This window comes from Sulfurimonas sp. (assembly GCF_023229105.1).
Classification (GTDB): Bacteria; Campylobacterota; Campylobacteria; order Campylobacterales; family Sulfurimonadaceae; genus Sulfurimonas.
The window spans coordinates 1-18,736 of the sequence record NZ_JALNZY010000004.1 but is presented as its reverse complement, the minus strand read 5'-3'; the positions used below and the strand labels follow the sequence as shown (position 1 = coordinate 18,736).

Here is an 18,736-nt window from a genome sequence, read left to right as displayed (position 1 = left end):
TATAAGGACTACTCACTTTGCTGTACTGGCTTTCAGAAATTTTTCATATCAATTTGCTTGGATATATTACGATTCGCGCTGGGATAGCTTTCTTTTTAGCGCTTTTTTTTACACTCTTTTTACTTCCTCGTTTTATAAGATGGGCGCAAAAAACATCAAGTGTACAACCTATAAACAACTGGGCACCCGAACGTCATCAAGCAAAAGCAAAAACTCCTACCATGGGTGGAATAGTTTTTATTTTTGCAACAATTTTAGCCTCCTTAATTACCATCAAATTCTCAAATATTTATGCCGTTGGTGCGATAGCAACTCTTGTTTTATTTGCACTTATCGGCTTTAAAGATGACTACGCAAAAATCAAAAAAAATGAGAATCTTGCAGGTTTAAAAGCAAAAACAAAGCTACTTTTACAAATAACTTCTGCACTCTTTATCTCCGGTTTTTTATACCTTGTTTCTGATTTTAATACAAATCTTTATCTGCCATTTATGAAAAATCCTGTCTGTGATATGGGCGGATTTGCGATTATCTTCTGGGTAGTGGTTATGATAGCTACCTCAAATGCAGTTAACCTCACAGATGGTCTTGACGGTCTTGCTACGGTGCCGTCCATTGTAGCGCTTACCTCTTTTAGCATCATTATATACATAACAGGAAATGCAGTGATTAGCTCCTACTTGCTGATGCCAAATATAAATATCGGGGAAGTCGCAATAGTTTCAAGTGCCCTTATCGGAGCGCTTACAGGGTTTTTATGGTACAACTGTCATCCGGCGGAAGTTTTTATGGGAGATAGCGGTTCTCTTACTTTAGGCGCATTTTTGGGCTACCTTGCGATAATCTCAAAAAGCGAGATTCTTCTTCTTCTCATCGGCTCTATCTTTGTCATAGAAACACTCTCTGTAATACTTCAAGTTGGAAGCTATAAACTCAGAAAAAAAAGAGTATTTTTAATGGCACCGATTCACCACCATTTTGAGATGAAACAGTGGGCAGAGAACAAAATAATCGTTAGGTTTTGGATTGTCGCTATTCTTTCAAATATTATCGCTCTAATATCACTAAAGATTCGCTGATGCTGCGAGTATCTCTCTTTGGGTATGGAAAAACCACAAAAGCTTTAGGTAAATTCTATGCAAATGCAATATTTTATGATGACAAATGTATAAAACCATTTATAGATGAGAACAACTTTAGAGTCAAACCCTCATCTGATTTTAATCCCAATTACTCTGATTTGGAGATTTCTTCTCCCGGAATTCCTCCATCAAACCCACTTATACAAAGAGCGAAAAATCTTATAAGCGAATATGATGTTTTTGCACACAATGCACCTCTTTGCGTATGGATTAGCGGAACAAACGGCAAAACCACCACAACGCAGATAGTGCAGCATCTACTAGAAGAAAAAGGCTCCGAAGCAGGTGGCAACATCGGAACGCCTCTAGGTGAAATGAATCTAGATGCAAGCATCTGGATACTTGAGACAAGCTCATTTACCATCCACTATACAAACAAAGCTGTGCCAAATATCTATATTTTACTTCCCATAACACCAGATCATCTTAGCTGGCATGGAGATATGGACAGCTATATAAAGGCTAAACTAAAACCGATTGCCATGATGCGTGAAGGGGAGATTGCAATCATCCCAGAAGCCTATAAAGATTTAAAAACATCAGCTAGCGTGATTACATACAAAGATGAGAAAGATTTGGCTTCTTACTTTGAGATAGATATAAATAGAGTCAGCTTTAAAGGCGCATTTTTGATGGATGCACTTTTGGCGATGGCTTTGCAGAAGATACTTTTTGACAAAATAGATTATGAAAAAATCAACTCCTTTGTAATCGACCCACATAGACAAGAGGAGCTAAGAGATAGTAAAAATCGTCTCTGGGTAAACGATACAAAGGCTACAAACCTTGATGCCACAATTGCCGCTGTGAAACGATACAAGGAGCAACATGTGCACCTTATTTTAGGCGGCGATGATAAAGGTGTCGATTTGAATGAGCTATTTGTGCATCTACAAGGGTGCAACGTAAAGATTTATAATATCGGCTCAAACAAACAGAAGCTCTCAACTCTAGCACGCAAATATGGCATTATTTATGAACTCTGTGAAAACTTAGTTGATGCCGTAAAAAAGATTGATAAAAATTTAAAAGCAGATGAAGTAGCCCTGCTCTCTCCTGCTGCTGCGAGTCTTGATGAGTTTACCTCTTATGCACATAGAGGCGATGTATTTAAAAATGCGGTAAAAGGGCTATCATGACAAAAGTAGCAATACTCTCATCCCACAACGGAAGCGGGTTTAACGCACTATATGAAGCAGTTAAAAAAAAAGAGCTGAACATTGAGCTTGTCTTAGTTATATCAAACAATCAAAACGCTTTGGTTTTACAAAATGCAACAAATTACGCCATTGACAATTTTGTCGTTAACTCAAAAACAGATACAAATCCAGATGAAAAAATAGAACTGCTCTTAAAAGAGCATGGATGCAAATATATATTTTTATCAGGTTATATGAAAAAACTCTCTAGCAATTTAACAAAAAATTTCAAAATTATAAATTGTCATCCTGCACTTCTACCAAACTACGGCGGCAAGGGAATGTACGGGCGCTTTGTACATGAGGCGGTTATAAAAAACCGTGAAAAAGAGAGCGGCGTTACGATTCACAAAATCAATGAGAATTATGACGAGGGAGAGATACTTTTGCAAAAAAGAGTTGCTCTGAGTGAAGATGAGAGCGTCGATTCTCTAGAGAAAAAGATAAAAGAACTTGAACAAATCGCGATAGTTGAAGCCTTTAAAAACATTTAAAACTTTACAAGCTCTCACATAACCCATAAGCTTACTTTCAGTACCTAAAAGCTATAATTGCGCTCTTTAAAAGATGGCCAATTAGCTCAGTCGGTAGAGCAAGTGACTGAAAATCACTGTGTCCTTGGTTCAATTCCGAGATTGGCCACCACCACTTTTAAAGACTCTCAACTTTTATAATGGCCAATTAGCTCAGTCGGTAGAGCAAATGACTGAAAATCATTGTGTCCTTGGTTCGATTCCGAGATTGGCCACCACCTCAATAAACATAACCCTGATAGCTGTCTTGACTTATTGCAGCACTATACTCTTTGAGTTTATAAGGTTTTTCTTAGCCCAAATTGCTTCTTTTAGCTCCAGTATTGAGCGAACTTCATCATTTACTAGACGATAATAAACCTTTACTTCAATACCAGTTGCTTCTGCTATATTTTTTACTTTTATTACTTTTGTTTCATCTGCCGGTATGCTCATATCTTCTGACATCTCTTCTGCTAGATGCGGGATTGTCGGTTTGCCTTTTCTTCTTGTGTAGTGTCTTGTTAAAGAGATAGATTTAGTGTCAATAATCTTCTCGAGTTTCATATATGCTATATCTATTATTAACTCTCTTGAACCGAACCCACTTGGAATATTATGCGGCTGAGGATTTTTTAAAGCTATATAAATTTCATCTTTTTCTTGCCAAACATCAAGATTTAGTGCATTTTTCCACATATCTTCAGCATGAGCACCTTCAAAGGAGTGTTGTCTAACCTCTCTTTTTTTTGCATGACCATCTTCTGCCCTAAGGATAGAGGCCACTCCTAAAATTTTTCTCCCCATATGGCAATCAACACAAGCTTTATCTTGCTGTTTATACTCATTTTGCATATTTGTAAATACTAAATCATTTACAGACCTATCATTTGCATGGCAAACAAAGCAGAGTTCATCAGCTTTTTTATCCATAAAATCTCTATACTCAGTTTTATGATAAGGTGATGTAGTATCATCGAATGGTCCTACCATTAGACCTGATTTAGTCCAACTGACGCGATTCATACCTCTAAAAGAGTCATCTCTATCATGATGTATTTTGTCTATATTGTGACAAACCACACAGTTTATCCCTTCATTTATAGCACTACTCTCTATTGCTTTGTTTACTTTTGAATCTTCATCTAAACCCATCAGAACTTGGATTTCATAGTCTAACCCTGTATCTGTTACTGCGATGCGTGGATTGTGGCAGGTTGCACATTGTACTTTTACACTGTTTGGGCTTTTTCTGGTTTTTCTAGCTACATACTCTATACTTTTAGAAAAATATTCATCTTTATCATAGTGGCTTTTTGCATGCCAAGACTCTTCCCAATCTTTTACAATCTGCAAGTGACAAGCTTTGCAATTTTGTGATTTTTGGTACTCTTTTGAAACTTCTACAACTTTTGCACCATACAAAGCAGATGCCACTAAGAGAAGAACTAAAAACAATTTCATTATATACCTCTTTTTCTATCTAACCAAACCATAAAATCTTTTTGAGCTTCATTAAAAATTATTTCAGAGTATCTCTCTAAAACAGCCTTACTTACTTCTAAACCTCTATAGGTTACATAGAGAAGGTAAAAGCATTTTTATCAGCTTTTTTATTTCTAGGAGGCATATTGAGCGTTGAATACTCTAAATATTAATTAATGAAATATAAACATATTTTTTCATTAAAACTTCATTTAAAATAATTATACATAAAATCTACCATATTATGCAAGCTATATAAACTATGCTTTGAAGTGTTAACAGAAAAACAGCTCTTTTGTTTTGCATTTATATAAAGCGGTGCCAAGCGAAAATGCTTGACATGTAGATAAAATTTTAGTGTAGAAAATGACGAACTTCAGAGAAATATAAAGACATGCCAAACTCATTTGCAGCTTCTACAATCTCTTCATCTCTTATGCTTCCCCCCGGCTCGATTACGCTTTTTACGCCTGCTGCTGCAGCTGCATCAATGGAGTCGCGAAACGGAAAAAATGCTTCACTCGCAAGTGCCGCTCCCTCTACGTTAAGTCCCATCTCTTTAGCTTTTTTCAAAGCACACTGCGAAGCATCAACACGGCTGGTCATTCCCATGCCCACGGCTACCATTGCAGAGTTTTTTACATAAACTACACAGTTTGATTTTGTAAGTGATGCTACTTTATAAGCAATAAGCATATCTTTTTTCTCCTGCGGCGTTGCTTCTCTTTGGCTCATAAGTTTTGCATTTTTTACTTCACCCTCATGTACCTTGTCAGCATCTTGATATACAAAACCACCGTCAATATGTTTAAAATCTTTAGCATCATCTGAGAGAACCAGCTTATCATGTCCCATTTCAAAAAGCTTGATGCGTTTCTTAGCAGCAAAAACTTCCTGCGCCTCCTCAGTGATACGACCTGCGATAATTACCTCTAAGAAAATTTCATTCATCTTAAGTGCCAACTCTTTTGTAACGACACCGTTAACTGCGACAACGCCTCCAAATGCAGAAACAGGATCGCATTTTAGAGCCTCTATATAAGCATCTATTAAATTATCACGAATAGCAAAACCGCAAGGATTTCCATGTTTTGTGATGCAGACTGCATTTTCATCCCCAAATGCTGAAGCAATCTTAACAGCCCCGCTTAAGTCGTTTAGATTGTTAAAACTTGCTTCCCCTTTAAGTGTTTTGAAGTTGTTTGAGAAGTGTTTGTCAAACTCATAAAGTGCCCCTTTTTGATGAGGATTTTCGCCGTAACGCGTATCCATTACCTTGCTTCCGACGATAAACTGTTTTGCTCCAAAACCGCCGTTAAAACGGCTGTTCATATAATTTGCTATCATGGAGTCATATGCAGCGGTATGTTCATACGCTTTTATCATGAGATTGCGGCGAAATTCAAGCGTATTTTTCTCATTTTCTATCGCATCTATTACTTTTGTATAGTCAGCTACATCGGTAACAATCATAACACTATCAAAGTTTTTAGCCGCACTTCTAACCATCGCGGGTCCGCCGATGTCGATATTTTCTATAATCTCTTCAAAATCATCTGTTTTTTGAATTGTCGCTTTAAAAGGGTAGAGATTTACACATACCAAATCGATAGCCTCAACTCCTAGCTCTTTTGCCTGATCTAGATGCGACTGCTTATCACGTCTATGTAAAATTCCGCCGTGAACGAATGGATTTAGGGTTTTTACACGTCCCTCAAAACACTCTGGAAACTTTGTAACCTCATCTATCTCAATAGCTTTTACGCCCTCTTCAACCAATATTTTATAAGTTCCGCCCGTTGATATAATCTCAAACCCGTTTTTTACTAAAGATTTACAAAAATCTACTACTCCTACTTTATCACTAACGCTTACCAATGCTCTTTTCATTTATGACCTTGTGAAAATAAATTATGAAATTTTATCTTATTTGAGATTAGAAGATGGTAAACTTAAGAAAATGAAAATTGAGAAAAACGGATGAAAAATATAGCTATTTTATGCTCTGGTGGTGATGTAAGCGGTATGAATCCCGCACTGAAACATTTTGTCGAGTATTCACTACAAAAGGGCTTAACTCCCTACTTTATCTATAACGGCTTTGAAGGGTTGATTGATAACAAAATAGTTAAAGTCTCTCATAAGCATGTTGGAGGAATTATTAATCGCGGGGGAACCATAATAGGCTCCACAAGAAGCGAAAGATTTATGGACAGAGAGTTTAGAAAGATTGCAAAGAAAAATCTTGATACTTTAGATATTGATATGCTAGTTGTATTAGGTGGCGATGGCTCCTTTAGAGGTATGGATATTTTTTACAAGGAGCATGGGGTAAAATTTTGCGGAATTCCCTCTACTATAGACAACGACATCAACGGTACTGAGTATTGCCTAGGAGTTGATACCGCACTCAATGTCATCAAAGATTCCATTGACAACATTAGAGATACGGCAGCCTCCTTCTCAAGAGCTTTTGTAATAGAGACAATGGGAAGAAACTGTGGCTATTTAGCTCTAGTCTCAGCGCTATGCAGTGGAGCGGAACTCTGTTTAATCCCTGAGGTAGAGTATGATTTAAAAGAGTATGAAGAGAGCTTTAAAGCGCAGATAAAAAACGGTCGAAACTATTTTATAGCCATAGTGTCGGAGGGGATAAAAGAGGAGTCAAGCGAGATTGCAAAATGGTTTGAGCAGAAGATTGGGTTTGAATCACGAGTAACCATACTAGGTCATACGCAAAGAGGCGGAAATCCGACAATATACGACAGACTTATGGCTTATAAATTTGTAAATCATGCGATAGACGGTCTGCTTGATGGGAAAAATAAGAGCATGATTTGTTATGCAAAAAAAGGTTTTGAGTACAAGAACATCGATGAGGTTACAAGCCAAAAGTATCAGCTAGATCGCGAGCTTTTAGGCTATTTGAAAGTTCTAAATGTATAAACTAAACTTTTTCGTACCGCCCGAAGATAAGCAAAGAGTAAAAGAGGCGTTATTTGCTATCGGGGTAGGAAGATACGAAAACTATGAGTGTTGCAGTTTTGAGACGCTCGGAGCAGGAGAGTTCAGACCGATAAACAAAGCAAAGCCATATATTGGAACTCTCAATAAAACGCAACATGTCCAAGAGTATAAAGTTGAGATGATTTGCGAGAAGGCGCTAATAAAAAAGGCTATAACTGTTTTAAAAGAGACTCACCCATACGAGGAAGTGGCTTATGAAGTTTTTAAAATGGAAGAATTTTAAAAAATTTTATCCGTCGGCTCTCCAAAATAGTAACCCTGTGAAAAATCAACTTCAAGCTCCTCAACCTTCTTAAACACATTTTTAGAGTGTACAAACTCTGCTACTGTTTTGATTCCCATACTTTTTGCAAAATTCACGATTGTTTTTGTAATTATCTGAGAGTTCTCATCCTTATCTATATTTTTTATCATCGACCCATCTATTTTTATGTAATCTACTTTGAGTTTCATAAGGTATTCAAAGTTTGAATATCCAGTCCCAAAGTCATCTATAGATACTTTTGCTCCATAACTTTTAACTTTGTTTATAAATTCTAAGACTTGATTAAAATTTTCAATACCCTCAGATTCTATTATCTCAAATACTATTTTTTGATTTATTGAACTCTCTTTTAGTTTTTTTAAAATAAATTTATTGATATCTCTGTTTAAAATATCCTCAACGGATATATTGATTGAAACTGAATAAGGCAAATCTTTAAACTTTTGAAATGTTTTTTCAATCATTATTTTTGTCAACTGGTGATAAAGTTTGTTCTTTTTAGCGAGTTCTAAAAAGTATAAAGGGGGGATATATGTTCCATTGTCATCGACTATTCTCATCAAGGCTTCATACTTTACAATCTTTTGTGTTTTAGTATCAACTATGGGCTGAAAAAGAGGTACTATCTTATCCTCTTCTATGGCTCTTTTTAAGCGTTTAGTCCATTCAAAGTTTTTCTCATATACTTTTGCCATGTACATAGTGTCATCATATACCAAAAAATCTTTTTTGCTTTTTTTTGCAATTTTAAGAGCTATATCTGCATTTTCCAACAGCATTTCATATCCGTAAGATATACCGAAGGTGGCACTTAAGCTCACTTCGCCGTTTGCATTAATCTTAAAAGATTTACGCGAAATTTTTTCACTTAGCTTTGAAGCAAAAGCTTTAAACTCCTCTATATTTATCCCTTTATCGCATATATATGAAAACTCGTCGGAATGGAGCCTGTAGATGCCATCGTCTGTAGGTATACTCTCTTTTAAAAAGTGGGCAAAATCTTTAAGTATAGAGTCTCCTGCCTTATTTCCATATAAATCGTTTATCTCTTGAAAAGAGTCTATATTTATAATCATTAAAAATGCTCTTTTTTTCTCTTCTAGCCTCTCGGTTAATTTTCTTCTATTTTCCAAGCCCGTTAAAACATCATAATAAAATTGATGCTCTATTGAATCCAACATGATATTAAATACATCTTTTATCGAATCTATCTCCTCAACATCATCATTGACCTCTATTCTTTTTGTTATGTCATGTGATTTTGTTATGTTTTGAATAGCATTTGAAAACTTTTTAATCGGTTTTATAATGTGCTGATTAAATTTAATAAATATTGCCAAAAAAATCACGACGGAGAAGGCAATAATAAATACGATAAAAAAGTTTATCATCTCGCTTAAGGATACTTTTAAATTATTGACTGGATAAGAAACATCTATGATGCCCAGAACATTGCCCTCTTTTGCATTTGTGTGGCATTTAAGACAGTCCTGTTTTGTTATAACGGGGTAGTAGTATTTTATAAAGCTTGAATCGGATATATTTAAAACTTCTTTACCCGTCATGGCTTCTTGTATATCTTTGTTTTGAGCGATTGCAACTTTGTCTTTTTCTATGACTCCAAAAATGTCCGATACCAAATCTGTTCTATAAACATCGATCTTCATATCTGAATCTACCTGATTGAGTCTCTGTATTATTTCTTTTAAATCCTCTTTGTTCCACCCTTTTTGCATGGCAGAATAGAGACTCTCAAAAACCAACATACTTGTTTTTTTGGCATCTTCATAAGCTAGAGAGTGTATGGCATTTTTTTTCATATACTCCCCATATATAAAAGCCGATGTCAAAGTAAGGAGAAGCGTTATTGATATTATTTTTGCCGTAATCTTTGTATATGTTGTTTTCTTGCCCATAGTTTCAAATATACCTTTTTAGTTTTGCCGGCATTTATAAATGCAAGAAACTTCCAAAAATAAATCTGCTCAAATCTCTTGTTTTATTATAAACTTTTATAAATCTGACTCAATAACTTTTTTAAATGTATTAAAATAGTTATCTTGCAACTCTTTCATACTCATCTCTACATTATTAATTTTAATCTTATCTCCGCCTACAGTTCCTATCTTTTGACATGACAAGACTCCTGCCATCGACTCAAATGATGCACTGTTTTCCTGTTTGACCTCTATGATAGCGCGGCTCATGCTCTCAGCAAAAATATCTCTTTCATCATTTACAAGCATTCTAGCACTACAACCAAGGCCACTCACAGCCGCCATTTTCGCCAAAGCAATAGCCACACCGCCACTGCTTGCATCTTTTGCACACTCCAAGATACCCTTTTTATTTGCTTCTATAACCAACTCCCAAAGAGCAAGCTCATTTTCATAATCAATCTCAGGAAGTTTACCCGCAACAACTCCGCATATCTCTTTCATGTAGAGTGATCCGCCAAACTCACCCTTGCTCTCTCCCACTAAATAAAGAGTATTACCCTCGCCTTGAAAGCTTGACATCAATACCTTGTTTGCATCATCGTTTACACCCACAGTTGCAATAGAGGGTGTAGGAAAAACAGATACGCCGTTTGTCTCATTATATAGTGAAACATTTCCACCGATTACAGGAGTCGTGAGTGCCGTACAAGCCTCTTTTATGCCCAGACATCCCTGCCCAAACTGCCACATTACTTCAGGATTTTCCGGATTCCCGTAGTTAAGACAATCGGTAATCGCTAAAGGTCGCGCTCCGCTCATGGCAACATTTCTTCCGCTCTCTATAACAGCCGCAGCAGCCCCGCCTTTTGGGTCAATATAACAGTAACGAACATTACAATCAGCTGACATCGCAAGTGCTTTACCATTTTCTTTAACACGAATAACGGAAGCATCAAGCATGCCGCCTTTTTTTATGGTATTTGTTTGTACCATCGAATCATACTGCGTATAAATCCACGATTTATCAACCACTTCCATAGATTTTGTAAGTTTAACGAACGCTTCTTGATTTGCAACACGGGCAAAATCATCAATCGTTACCTCGGCAATTTTATCAAGATAAGCAGGACGTACCATAGGACGGTTGAGTACCGGAGCCTCCTCGCTTACAGGATCAACAGGAACCTCGGCAACTTTATCCCCATGCCAAAAAAGTTCCATCTTGCCTGTTGCAGTAACTTCCCCGATTACCGCAGCATCTAAATCCCACTTCTCAAAGATTTTAATAATCTCTGCTTCACTCCCTTTTTTTGCACAAAGAAGCATGCGTTCTTGAGATTCGCTTAGCATAAAGTCATAAGGAGTCATTCCCTCTTCACGAGCAGGCACTTTATCTAAGTGCATTATCATACCGCTGCCACTTCGTCCTGCCATCTCAAAAGATGACGATGTAAGCCCTGCTGCTCCCATATCTTGGATACCGACAACATGGTCTGTTTTAAAAAGCTCCAAACAAGCCTCAAGAAGAAGTTTCTCGGTAAAGGGGTCACCAACTTGAACAGTAGGACGAAGAGATTTTGACTCCTGCGTAAAACTATCAGAGCTCATAACAGCTCCGCCTAATCCGTCACGACCTGTCTTTGCACCTACATATATAACGGGGTTGCCTATTCCATCCGCTCTTCCGTAAAAAATCTCATCGCTTTTTGCGATACCCAAAGTAAAAGCATTGACTAAAATATTACCGTTATAACACTCATCAAAACTTGTCTCCCCACCGATAGTAGGAACCCCCATACAGTTGCCATAACCGCCGATTCCTGCAACTACGCCGCGAACCAAATATCTTTGATGCTTAGAGATATCATCATCGTTTAAAACATTGCCGAATCTAAGCGCATTCAGGTTAGCAACAGGACGAGCACCCATTGTAAATACGTCACGCATAATACCGCCCACACCAGTTGCTGCACCCTGATACGGCTCTATAAAGCTAGGGTGGTTGTGTGACTCCATCTTAAATACGGCAGCATACCCGCCACCTATATCAATTACTCCCGCATTCTCTCCCGGTCCCTGAATAACCCATGGAGCTTTCGTCGGGAAACCGCTTAGATGAACTTTTGAGGATTTATAACTGCAGTGTTCACTCCACATTGCAGAAAAAATCCCTATCTCTACCAAGTTCGGCTCACGCCCTAAAATCTGCTTAATATGCGTGTAATCTTCACTTGAAAGCTTATGCGAAGCAATTACTTTTTCAATATTTTCTAGTTGTTGGCTCACGGGGAATCCTAAAAATTTAGTTTTAAAGAAAAATTATATCTAATATGAGGTAAAAAGAGTTTTAATGGAAGGAAAAGTCGGACTTTGTGCGGATATTTTTTTTAAGGCTAAAGATGTTTTTATAGTAGATTTTTACTATTTCATACTCCTTTTTTTCAAGGGGAAGCCGGATTTTAAACTCATCCCCTACCTTTTTTCCCATCATAGCCTTTGCCAATGGAGAGTGTACGGAAATAAGCCCATGTTCTGGCTCTGCCTCTAAAACACCACAAACAGTATAGTTCTCCTCCTCATCCGTTTGGAGGCTTAGTATGGTCACACTGCTTCCAAAACTAACCCTGTCATGTGTTAGTGTTGAGGGGTCAATAATATGAGATTTTTCTATCATAGAGTTTAAATAAAAAAGCCTTTTTTCTATATGCCGCAATTTCTCTTTTGCAGCCTGATAATCTGCATTTTCACTTCTATCGCCCAAAGCAGCGGCAACGAGCTTTTCTTGCGCCACCTTAGGTTTTTCTATCTCAAGTAAAAACTTAAACTCTTTTATGAGTAAATCATATCCCTCAATACTCATCGGCTCTTTATAAATTGCTAAATCCTAGTATGTAATAGGTGTTTTTATTCTCTAATTTATTGATTATTACTTTATATTTTTCACTAAAGTGTCTAATTTTTTCATGCGCCTCTTCTGCAATCTCAGCATTTGGGGCATCAATCTTTATTTTAAAAAAATCGTTTGTGTTTGACATCGCAATATAAGAATCATCAACCTTTAAATGATCATGCAAATCCATAATGTGTTTCTGTATTTTTTCATAACCTTCGGTATTTTCTTCAATCCTCTGTAGTTGTTTTACCAACGCATCATTTGGTACATAGCCTAACTGTATGAGCATCGCTTCTTTTTGCATATTGTTGTCCTCTTTTTTTAAAATATACGAAAATAATATCTATTATTTGTAAATATTCAGTGCTTTTTTATGAATAAATATATATCATCTATCTAAATTATTCGCTAAAAGAGAGAATTGTATGACTGAAGAGATACTTAAAAAAATTAAGCAGTTGCCACCACTTCCTGAATCAGTGATGCAAATAGAAGCTGTTTACCAAAATCCTGAAAGTACCTTTAGCGATATGTCCAAAATTTTAGAAAAAGATCCTCTCTTAACAGCAGATATTTTAAAAGCCGCGAACTCTCCTCTTTATGGATTTTCTCGTGAAATCAACTCCATAAATCAAGCCGTTGGCCTTTTTGGCATGGGAACGGTAAGGGGCTTTGCTTTGGCTTCTATCGTCAAGAAAAGCTTTGACCTTGACCTGTCTGTGTATGGGATTGATAATGATACATTTTCAATGCTCTCAAAAAAACAGCATGCTCTAACTACGGCATGGTGTCTTAAACAAGATGCGAAACTTCTTGGAATACTCTCGCCTGCGGCTTTTTTAGTTGAGATAGGCAAAGTTTTGATAGCGCAGCAGATTATGGCTGATAAAACGCAAGAGAAGTTCAAAGAACTCCTAGCAAGCTCGGCTACCATCGAAGAAGCAGAGAGAGAAGTTGCAAAAGTTGATACTCCCGAGGTAAGCGCAAGAGTGTTTGAACACTGGAGATTTGAATTAGGATTGGTAAACACTATACGTAACTGCCTCCATCCCGAAAAAGCAAATAAAGAGTATAAAAAATCTGCACAAATCTTACAAGTTGTACGCACAGTCGTCCTTGTAAACGGTACCGTAACTGATGATAGCATAGCTGCAGCAAAAGAGCTGATAGAAAAATATAACCTTGACATGCAAAGCTTCGATAAAGCTTTACAAAACATATGATGCCTGATATAAAATCCCTCCTAATAAAGCTAACAAATGGGCTAAGCGAGCAAGACGTTGCTTCAGATGAACTTGAGTTTATACAAAATTTTTTAGAAAAAGGCTATATTACTAAAAAAGAGAATATTTATAAATTCAACTCCAAATACCGCGCAGGCTCTTTGGGCCTTGTTCAAAAGGAGACGGCATATCTTCATGTCATCGGCGAATATACTCGTGACATATTTATAGGCGAAGGAGATTTGGCAAGCGCTAAAGAGGGCGACCTTATTGTCGTTCAAAGACTCCTTGGAAAAAGAGGCTCCCCTGCTGCAAAAGTTGTTGAGATTTTAGGAAAAGCACAGAGTTGCAGCGTTGCTTATATCATCTCAGAAGCGGGTAGAAAATCTTTGGTTGATCTCAAAACTAAGTACCCAGTAGGAGCGGAGATAACGCAAGAGGAGCTAGATGCATACGAGCATGGTGATGTCTTTAAAATCAACAATCAAGACTTTAGTATTATGCAAAAGCTCGGCAACATAAAAGACCCCCAAGTTGATGAAAAAATAGTTCTTGCGCAGTTTAACAAACATGATGAGTTTGAACCTGAAGTCTTAAAACTCGCATCCTCTTTTGTGGAGGTAGACGCCTCAAAGTATCCTAAAAGAGCAGATTTAAGAGAGTTGCCGTTTTGTACAATCGACCCCGTAACGGCAAAAGATTTTGATGATGCAATATACTGGGATGATAAAAATTTTACGCTTTATGTAGCAATTGCCGATGTAAGCGAATATGTTACCCCGTTTGGTGCGATTGACAATGAAGCAATTTACAGAAGTTTTTCCATATATCTCCCACACCGCTCAATCCCGATGCTTCCAAGAGAGTTAAGCGAAACGCTCTGCTCGCTACAGCCGCATATGGATAGACTCTCTTATGTTTTTGAGATAAAACTAAGTCCAAAAACGTTAGAAGTTGAAAAATCAAAAGTTTACGAGGCGATAATTCACTCGCAAAGAAGATTTAATTATGAGGAGATTGATGAGTTTTTAGAGGGCAGACTTGAAGCAAAAAATGAGTCTGAAAAGAGAGTTTTTGAGTATATATTCAAACTAAAAATTATTACCGACAAACTCAAAGAAAAAAGGCTTGAAGTCGGTTACAATTTTCACTCAAATGAGCTTGAGATGTTTATTGATGAAAACTCAAATATTACACACACGACTTATGCCCAGGAGACTCCATCTCATGCGCTTATAGAAGATTGTATGCTTTTGGCAAACAAAGAGGCTGCTAAGAGATTCAAAAAGGGAATATTCCGCATCCATGAGCCGCCAAACCAGACAAAACTCCAAAACCTTTATCAGGAACTCGCAGGTATAGGCATGTTTGTAGATATCAAGAGATCTATAAAAGAGACAATTACCGAGATACAAACGCAAGCTAAAGAGATGGGGCTTTCGTCTGAAGTGGATACTCTTATCATCCAGTCTCAAATGCAGGCGAGATACGCACCGTTTAACGTAGGACATTTTGGTCTTGGCTTTGATGAATATACACACTTTACTTCACCTATTAGAAGATATTCAGACTTAATAGTTCACAGACTTCTCAAAGCTATCAACAATAACGACTCGCAGGAGAGCTCTTATGTTTTAAGAAATATCGAGTCGCTCTGCATGAGTGTCAGCGAAAAAGAGAGAGAAGCATCTACGATTGAAAATGAGTTTATGGCAAGAAAGTTTGCAAGATGGGCAGATGAAAATATCGGCGGCATATTTAAAGCAAGAATTACCTCTACCGACCCATACCTCAAAGCAGAACTCCATGATGAGATACAAGGTGCACGATTTTTAATAACACATGGTCTTGATGCGCAGCTCTTTGAAGATGTCAAAGTAAGAATCGACAAAGTTGACATTGCCAAAGCAAAGATTTATGCAAGCGTCATAGAGAGAGCAGAGAGAGACAACTAAGTTGTACAAAAACGAACTAGATAAGCATATACAAAACGGTTCGCTCTCAAACAGTTTTATACTTTTTGGGGAGAGCGCTTTTCTTATAGATAGATACATCGGGATTTTAACAGATATCAAAGATGCATCTGTAGCAAAATTTTATCATGATGAGTATGATTTTGCTTCTGCAAAAGCGCATCTCTCGCAGGCTTCCCTTTTTGGGGACCGCAATGTTCTTATAATAAAAAGCGAGAAAAAAGTTCCAAAAAAAGAGCTAGATATACTTATAGAGCAGTGTGAAAAAAATTCAAGCAATATTTTTGTTTATGCCTACTATGGGGATGATCAAAAAGCGTACGCAAAACCGCCGGCAAAAACAAAAACTATGTGTGTTAGATTTTTTCATCCAAATCAAGGCGAAGCTGTTTTTACGATATCTCAAGTTGCCCGAGAAAAAAATGTAAATATTGACAACTATACAATCAACCATCTCTTAACGATTCAAAACTGGGATATTGCTCTTGCGTGCAATGAAATAGAGAAGTTAAAAGTTTACGATAGAGCTATAACAACCAAAGATATAGATAGTCTAGTTTTTGGACTTTCCCAAACAAGCATAGAAAATTTTATAAAAAAAATTTTAAATAAAAAAGATTTTAAAGAGGACTTAAACACTATTCTCGAACATGGAGAAGATGAGATAAGAGTGCTAACCGCCATAATCTCCTACCTCACACAGCTATATATGTTTCATATCTACATACGCGTAAACGGTGCACCAAACGCCATAGAGATACTTGGATACCCTGCTCCAAAGTTTGTAGTAGATGAAAAAGCCGCAATGTCCATAAAAATAAAACCCCTCACTTACTATAAGTTACATGAGCTGCTTCTTGATAGTGAACTAAAGATGAAAAGCTCACATGTAAACAAAAGCGCGATTTTACTCTCTACTCTTATTAGGCTTCAACAACTACTCTAATTAGTAGTTCATTAATCCTGCATCAAGTTCAGGAAGCAGAGGGTTCAATTGCCCTTTTATCTAAAAACTAAAAGAGTGATGGAGTTTCAAGGTGCATAACGAGGAAGTGCACTAATTTTGCACGCCTTGAACGAAGTGAAGAAGCACTCCTGTAGTGTGACGAGTGTAGCAACGCAGAAAATGCGTCACTATTTTATATATTTTAAAAACTAAAGATTTTTAATTTATAGTGCTTAGATTTGGATGTTTATAAGAAGGAGCTTACGTGTGTAAGTGCCTGAGCACATCATCCGAAGATGAGTGCTAGAAACTAAAAAGATTAGTTTTTAGAGGTGTCTACTATTTTATTTGCTGATATCCACGGCATCATAGATCTTAGTTTTACACCTGTCTGCTCAATTAAAGAAGCTTTTGCATTTGTACGCTCAGCGTTCATTCTTGGGTATCCTGCTTGACCTTCAAGGATAAAGTCTTTTGCAAATCTACCATCTTGAATCTCTTTTAAAATCTCTTTCATAGCAGCTTTACTCTGTGCATTGATAACACGCTTTCCAGAAACATAGTCGCCATACTCAGCAGTGTTAGAGATACTATATCTCATATCTGCAATTCCACCTTGAAACATCAAGTCAACGATAAGCTTAAGCTCATGCAGACACTCAAAGTATGCAAGTTCAGGAGCATATCCAGCTTCTGTTAATGTCTCAAAACCAGCTTGAACAAGCGAAACAGCTCCGCCACAAAGAACAGCTTGCTCCCCAAATAAGTCAGTCTCTGTCTCATCTTTGAAAGTTGTCTCTATAATAGCAGTTCTACCACCGCCGATTGCTGATGCATATGAAAGTGCTAGTTCTCTAGTTGTACCGCTTGGATTTTGACCAATAGCGATTAAATCTGGGATACCACCGCCTCTGACGAACTCTGAACGAACTGTGTGCCCTGGAGCTTTTGGAGCAATCATAGTTACATTTATATCGGCTCTTGGGTGAATTCTTCCGTAGTGAATATTAAACCCGTGTCCAAATGCGATTGTTGCACCTTTTTTTAGGTTTGGCTCAATCTCGTTTTTGTATATTTTTGCTTGGTTTTCATCAGGTAGTAAAATCATAACCACATCAGCGTAAGCAGAAGCTTCGCCAACACTCATAACTTTAAACCCTTTTGCTTCAGCTTTAGCCCATGAAGAACCATCTTTTCTTAAGCCAACAACTACTTCAACACCGCTGTCTCTTAAGTTTTCCGCATGTGCGTGACCTTGAGAACCAAATCCTATCATTGCAACTTTTTTGCTCTTGATTAGTTCGATATTACAATCTTTGTCGTAGTAAACTTTTAGTGCCATTGTTTTTCCTTGATATTATATTAAGCTTAATTGCCTAAAATTTTTTGACATTATACTAAAGTAAAGCAAAAACTTTTATAATGTCATCAAAAACAGAGGAGTATTTATGAAAAAGTTTAACTTTTTTAAAGAAATCATCACTGCTGAGAAAAAGAATTTACTAGAAGCGATAAACTCAGGCAAAAAATTTGCAATAAAAGTTGACGGGGATATCTGTTATGAACCGTTTGGCGCACATGATATGCTTATTTATGCTGGTTCTGTTGAGCCAAATACCCCTATAGAAGTGGCTCTTGGTAAAAATTATCAGGTTGTTGAAGATAATGAAAGAGTGCTTATAAAAGCTTTTGCAAACTGGCAAGAGATTATAGGATTTAATAAACTAAGAGCAACCTATGATGACACAACTGCCGATGGTGTCGATGAGTTTGGTTCTAACGAGATGGAAGATATCGGCTGGCATGCAACTGAATTTAACATTACATATAGAACTTTAGTAGAGGTAATTGAAGAAAAATGTGACGGCACTCTTCTTTGCCTAGAACAAGACAATCCATATCAATTTAGCGGACTTGGTTTTATCAATAACCTTGATGATGCAAGAGATACTCTTTTTAACTACTGCCAAAAAGAGATAAAAAGATTGATTGCAGAAGATGAAGATTTTACAAAAAATAGCTTAAGTGATGACGAACGTGAAGCTGCAGAGTTTTTCAAGGCTCTCTAGATTTAAAATCTACTCTAAAATGACGTTGTATACGTCATTTTAGCCCTCTATTGCAAGAGGCT

At 37.1% G+C, this 18,736-nt stretch carries 16 protein-coding genes and 2 tRNA genes; 11 read left to right on the top strand and 7 right to left on the bottom strand.

Annotation, left to right across the window (positions count from 1 at the left end; genetic code table 11):
* The first annotated feature begins 17 nt into the window (after nucleotides 1-17).
* The 5 genes from mraY (at nucleotide 18) to M0Q17_RS01105 (ending at nucleotide 3,092) form a co-directional block, all read left to right on the top strand.
* The gene (gene mraY / locus M0Q17_RS01125) at nucleotides 18-1,079 is read left to right on the top strand and encodes a phospho-N-acetylmuramoyl-pentapeptide-transferase (RefSeq protein ID WP_295082420.1); all 1,062 of its coding nucleotides are present in this window, start codon (nucleotides 18-20) and stop codon (nucleotides 1,077-1,079) included.
* A complete protein-coding gene (gene murD, locus M0Q17_RS01120) occupies nucleotides 1,079-2,281 on the top strand; it encodes a UDP-N-acetylmuramoyl-L-alanine--D-glutamate ligase (protein WP_295082417.1) in 1,203 nt (400 codons plus the stop codon). The genes mraY and murD overlap by 1 nt, the downstream gene beginning before the upstream one ends.
* Nucleotides 2,278-2,835 carry a phosphoribosylglycinamide formyltransferase gene (locus M0Q17_RS01115; RefSeq protein WP_295082414.1) on the top strand — a complete coding sequence of 186 codons (558 nt, stop codon included), beginning with the start codon at nucleotides 2,278-2,280 and terminating at the stop codon, nucleotides 2,833-2,835. The genes murD and M0Q17_RS01115 overlap by 4 nt, the downstream gene beginning before the upstream one ends.
* A 75-nt stretch (nucleotides 2,836-2,910) precedes the next feature.
* Nucleotides 2,911-2,986 (top strand) — tRNA-Phe (locus tag M0Q17_RS01110).
* Nucleotides 2,987-3,016: 30 nt separating this feature from the next.
* Nucleotides 3,017-3,092: transfer RNA gene (locus tag M0Q17_RS01105), tRNA-Phe, on the top strand.
* A 34-nt stretch (nucleotides 3,093-3,126) separates the two neighbouring features.
* Here the strand turns inward: M0Q17_RS01105 and M0Q17_RS01100 are convergent.
* Nucleotides 3,127-4,317 (bottom strand): multiheme c-type cytochrome, encoded by a 1,191-nt coding sequence (locus M0Q17_RS01100; RefSeq protein ID WP_295082412.1) that lies wholly within the window; start codon nucleotides 4,315-4,317, stop codon nucleotides 3,127-3,129.
* Nucleotides 4,318-4,692: 375 nt separating this feature from the next.
* Nucleotides 4,693-6,228 carry a bifunctional phosphoribosylaminoimidazolecarboxamide formyltransferase/IMP cyclohydrolase gene (gene purH, locus M0Q17_RS01095; RefSeq protein ID WP_295082410.1) on the bottom strand — a complete coding sequence of 512 codons (1,536 nt, stop codon included), beginning with the start codon at nucleotides 6,226-6,228 and terminating at the stop codon, nucleotides 4,693-4,695.
* Between the two features lie 90 nt (nucleotides 6,229-6,318).
* On the opposite strand from purH, the gene M0Q17_RS01090 reads away from it, so the two are divergent.
* Both M0Q17_RS01090 and M0Q17_RS01085 read left to right on the top strand, forming a co-directional pair.
* On the top strand, nucleotides 6,319-7,284 hold the full coding sequence (locus tag M0Q17_RS01090; RefSeq protein ID WP_295082408.1) for a 6-phosphofructokinase: 966 nt from the start codon (nucleotides 6,319-6,321) through the stop codon (nucleotides 7,282-7,284).
* The gene (locus tag M0Q17_RS01085) at nucleotides 7,277-7,588 is read left to right on the top strand and encodes an NGG1p interacting factor NIF3 (protein ID WP_295082405.1); all 312 of its coding nucleotides are present in this window, start codon (nucleotides 7,277-7,279) and stop codon (nucleotides 7,586-7,588) included. Before M0Q17_RS01090 ends, M0Q17_RS01085 begins: the two co-directional genes overlap by 8 nt.
* On the opposite strand, the gene M0Q17_RS01080 is transcribed toward M0Q17_RS01085, so the two are convergent.
* From M0Q17_RS01080 to M0Q17_RS01065, 4 genes are all read right to left on the bottom strand, one after another.
* On the bottom strand, nucleotides 7,585-9,546 hold the full coding sequence (locus M0Q17_RS01080; RefSeq protein WP_295082402.1) for an EAL domain-containing protein: 1,962 nt from the start codon (nucleotides 9,544-9,546) through the stop codon (nucleotides 7,585-7,587). The two genes, M0Q17_RS01085 and M0Q17_RS01080, sit on opposite strands and share 4 nt — an antisense overlap.
* A 96-nt stretch (nucleotides 9,547-9,642) precedes the next feature.
* On the bottom strand, nucleotides 9,643-11,856 hold the full coding sequence (purL, locus tag M0Q17_RS01075) for a phosphoribosylformylglycinamidine synthase subunit PurL (protein WP_295082399.1): 2,214 nt from the start codon (nucleotides 11,854-11,856) through the stop codon (nucleotides 9,643-9,645).
* Between the two features lie 61 nt (nucleotides 11,857-11,917).
* Entirely contained in the window at nucleotides 11,918-12,430 is a 513-nt protein-coding gene (greA, locus tag M0Q17_RS01070; RefSeq protein WP_295082396.1) for a transcription elongation factor GreA, read from the bottom strand.
* A 7-nt stretch (nucleotides 12,431-12,437) separates the two neighbouring features.
* Nucleotides 12,438-12,767 carry a hypothetical protein gene (locus M0Q17_RS01065; RefSeq protein ID WP_295082393.1) on the bottom strand — a complete coding sequence of 110 codons (330 nt, stop codon included), beginning with the start codon at nucleotides 12,765-12,767 and terminating at the stop codon, nucleotides 12,438-12,440.
* A 121-nt stretch (nucleotides 12,768-12,888) separates the two neighbouring features.
* Here M0Q17_RS01065 and M0Q17_RS01060 point away from each other — a divergent pair, with 121 nt between their 5' ends.
* The 3 genes from M0Q17_RS01060 to holA are packed head-to-tail and all read left to right on the top strand — an operon-like array spanning nucleotide 12,889 to nucleotide 16,605.
* Nucleotides 12,889-13,686, top strand: a complete 798-nt coding sequence (locus M0Q17_RS01060; protein ID WP_295082390.1) for an HDOD domain-containing protein — start codon at nucleotides 12,889-12,891, stop codon at nucleotides 13,684-13,686.
* Nucleotides 13,683-15,641, top strand: coding sequence for a ribonuclease R family protein (locus tag M0Q17_RS01055; protein WP_295082388.1), 1,959 nt, complete (start codon nucleotides 13,683-13,685; stop codon nucleotides 15,639-15,641). Before M0Q17_RS01060 ends, M0Q17_RS01055 begins: the two co-directional genes overlap by 4 nt.
* 1 nt (nucleotide 15,642) lies before the next feature.
* Nucleotides 15,643-16,605, top strand: coding sequence for a DNA polymerase III subunit delta (gene holA / locus M0Q17_RS01050; RefSeq protein ID WP_295082386.1), 963 nt, complete (start codon nucleotides 15,643-15,645; stop codon nucleotides 16,603-16,605).
* 319 nt (nucleotides 16,606-16,924) lie between these two features.
* Here holA and ilvC read toward each other — a convergent pair whose 3' ends face one another.
* Nucleotides 16,925-17,947 (bottom strand): ketol-acid reductoisomerase, encoded by a 1,023-nt coding sequence (gene ilvC / locus M0Q17_RS01045; RefSeq protein ID WP_295082384.1) that lies wholly within the window; start codon nucleotides 17,945-17,947, stop codon nucleotides 16,925-16,927.
* 106 nt (nucleotides 17,948-18,053) lie between these two features.
* Between ilvC and M0Q17_RS01040 the strand changes: the two genes are divergently transcribed.
* The gene (locus M0Q17_RS01040) at nucleotides 18,054-18,674 is read left to right on the top strand and encodes a hypothetical protein (RefSeq protein ID WP_295082382.1); all 621 of its coding nucleotides are present in this window, start codon (nucleotides 18,054-18,056) and stop codon (nucleotides 18,672-18,674) included.
* Nucleotides 18,675-18,736 lie beyond the last annotated feature (62 nt).

Excerpts from the sequence above, each read along its gene's own strand:
- murD (WP_295082417.1), top strand. The coding sequence starts at position 1,079 with ATGCTGCGAGTATCTCTCTTTGGGTATGGAAAAACCACAAAAGCTTTA.
- M0Q17_RS01115 (WP_295082414.1), top strand. The coding sequence starts at position 2,278 with ATGACAAAAGTAGCAATACTCTCATCCCACAACGGAAGCGGGTTTAAC.
- M0Q17_RS01100 (WP_295082412.1), bottom strand. The coding sequence starts at position 4,317 with ATGAAATTGTTTTTAGTTCTTCTCTTAGTGGCATCTGCTTTGTATGGT.
- purH (WP_295082410.1), bottom strand. The coding sequence starts at position 6,228 with ATGAAAAGAGCATTGGTAAGCGTTAGTGATAAAGTAGGAGTAGTAGAT.
- M0Q17_RS01090 (WP_295082408.1), top strand. The coding sequence starts at position 6,319 with ATGAAAAATATAGCTATTTTATGCTCTGGTGGTGATGTAAGCGGTATG.
- M0Q17_RS01085 (WP_295082405.1), top strand. The coding sequence starts at position 7,277 with ATGTATAAACTAAACTTTTTCGTACCGCCCGAAGATAAGCAAAGAGTA.
- M0Q17_RS01080 (WP_295082402.1), bottom strand. The coding sequence starts at position 9,546 with ATGGGCAAGAAAACAACATATACAAAGATTACGGCAAAAATAATATCA.
- greA (WP_295082396.1), bottom strand. The coding sequence starts at position 12,430 with ATGAGTATTGAGGGATATGATTTACTCATAAAAGAGTTTAAGTTTTTA.
- M0Q17_RS01065 (WP_295082393.1), bottom strand. The coding sequence starts at position 12,767 with ATGCAAAAAGAAGCGATGCTCATACAGTTAGGCTATGTACCAAATGAT.
- M0Q17_RS01060 (WP_295082390.1), top strand. The coding sequence starts at position 12,889 with ATGACTGAAGAGATACTTAAAAAAATTAAGCAGTTGCCACCACTTCCT.
- M0Q17_RS01055 (WP_295082388.1), top strand. The coding sequence starts at position 13,683 with ATGATGCCTGATATAAAATCCCTCCTAATAAAGCTAACAAATGGGCTA.
- ilvC (WP_295082384.1), bottom strand. The coding sequence starts at position 17,947 with ATGGCACTAAAAGTTTACTACGACAAAGATTGTAATATCGAACTAATC.
- M0Q17_RS01040 (WP_295082382.1), top strand. The coding sequence starts at position 18,054 with ATGAAAAAGTTTAACTTTTTTAAAGAAATCATCACTGCTGAGAAAAAG.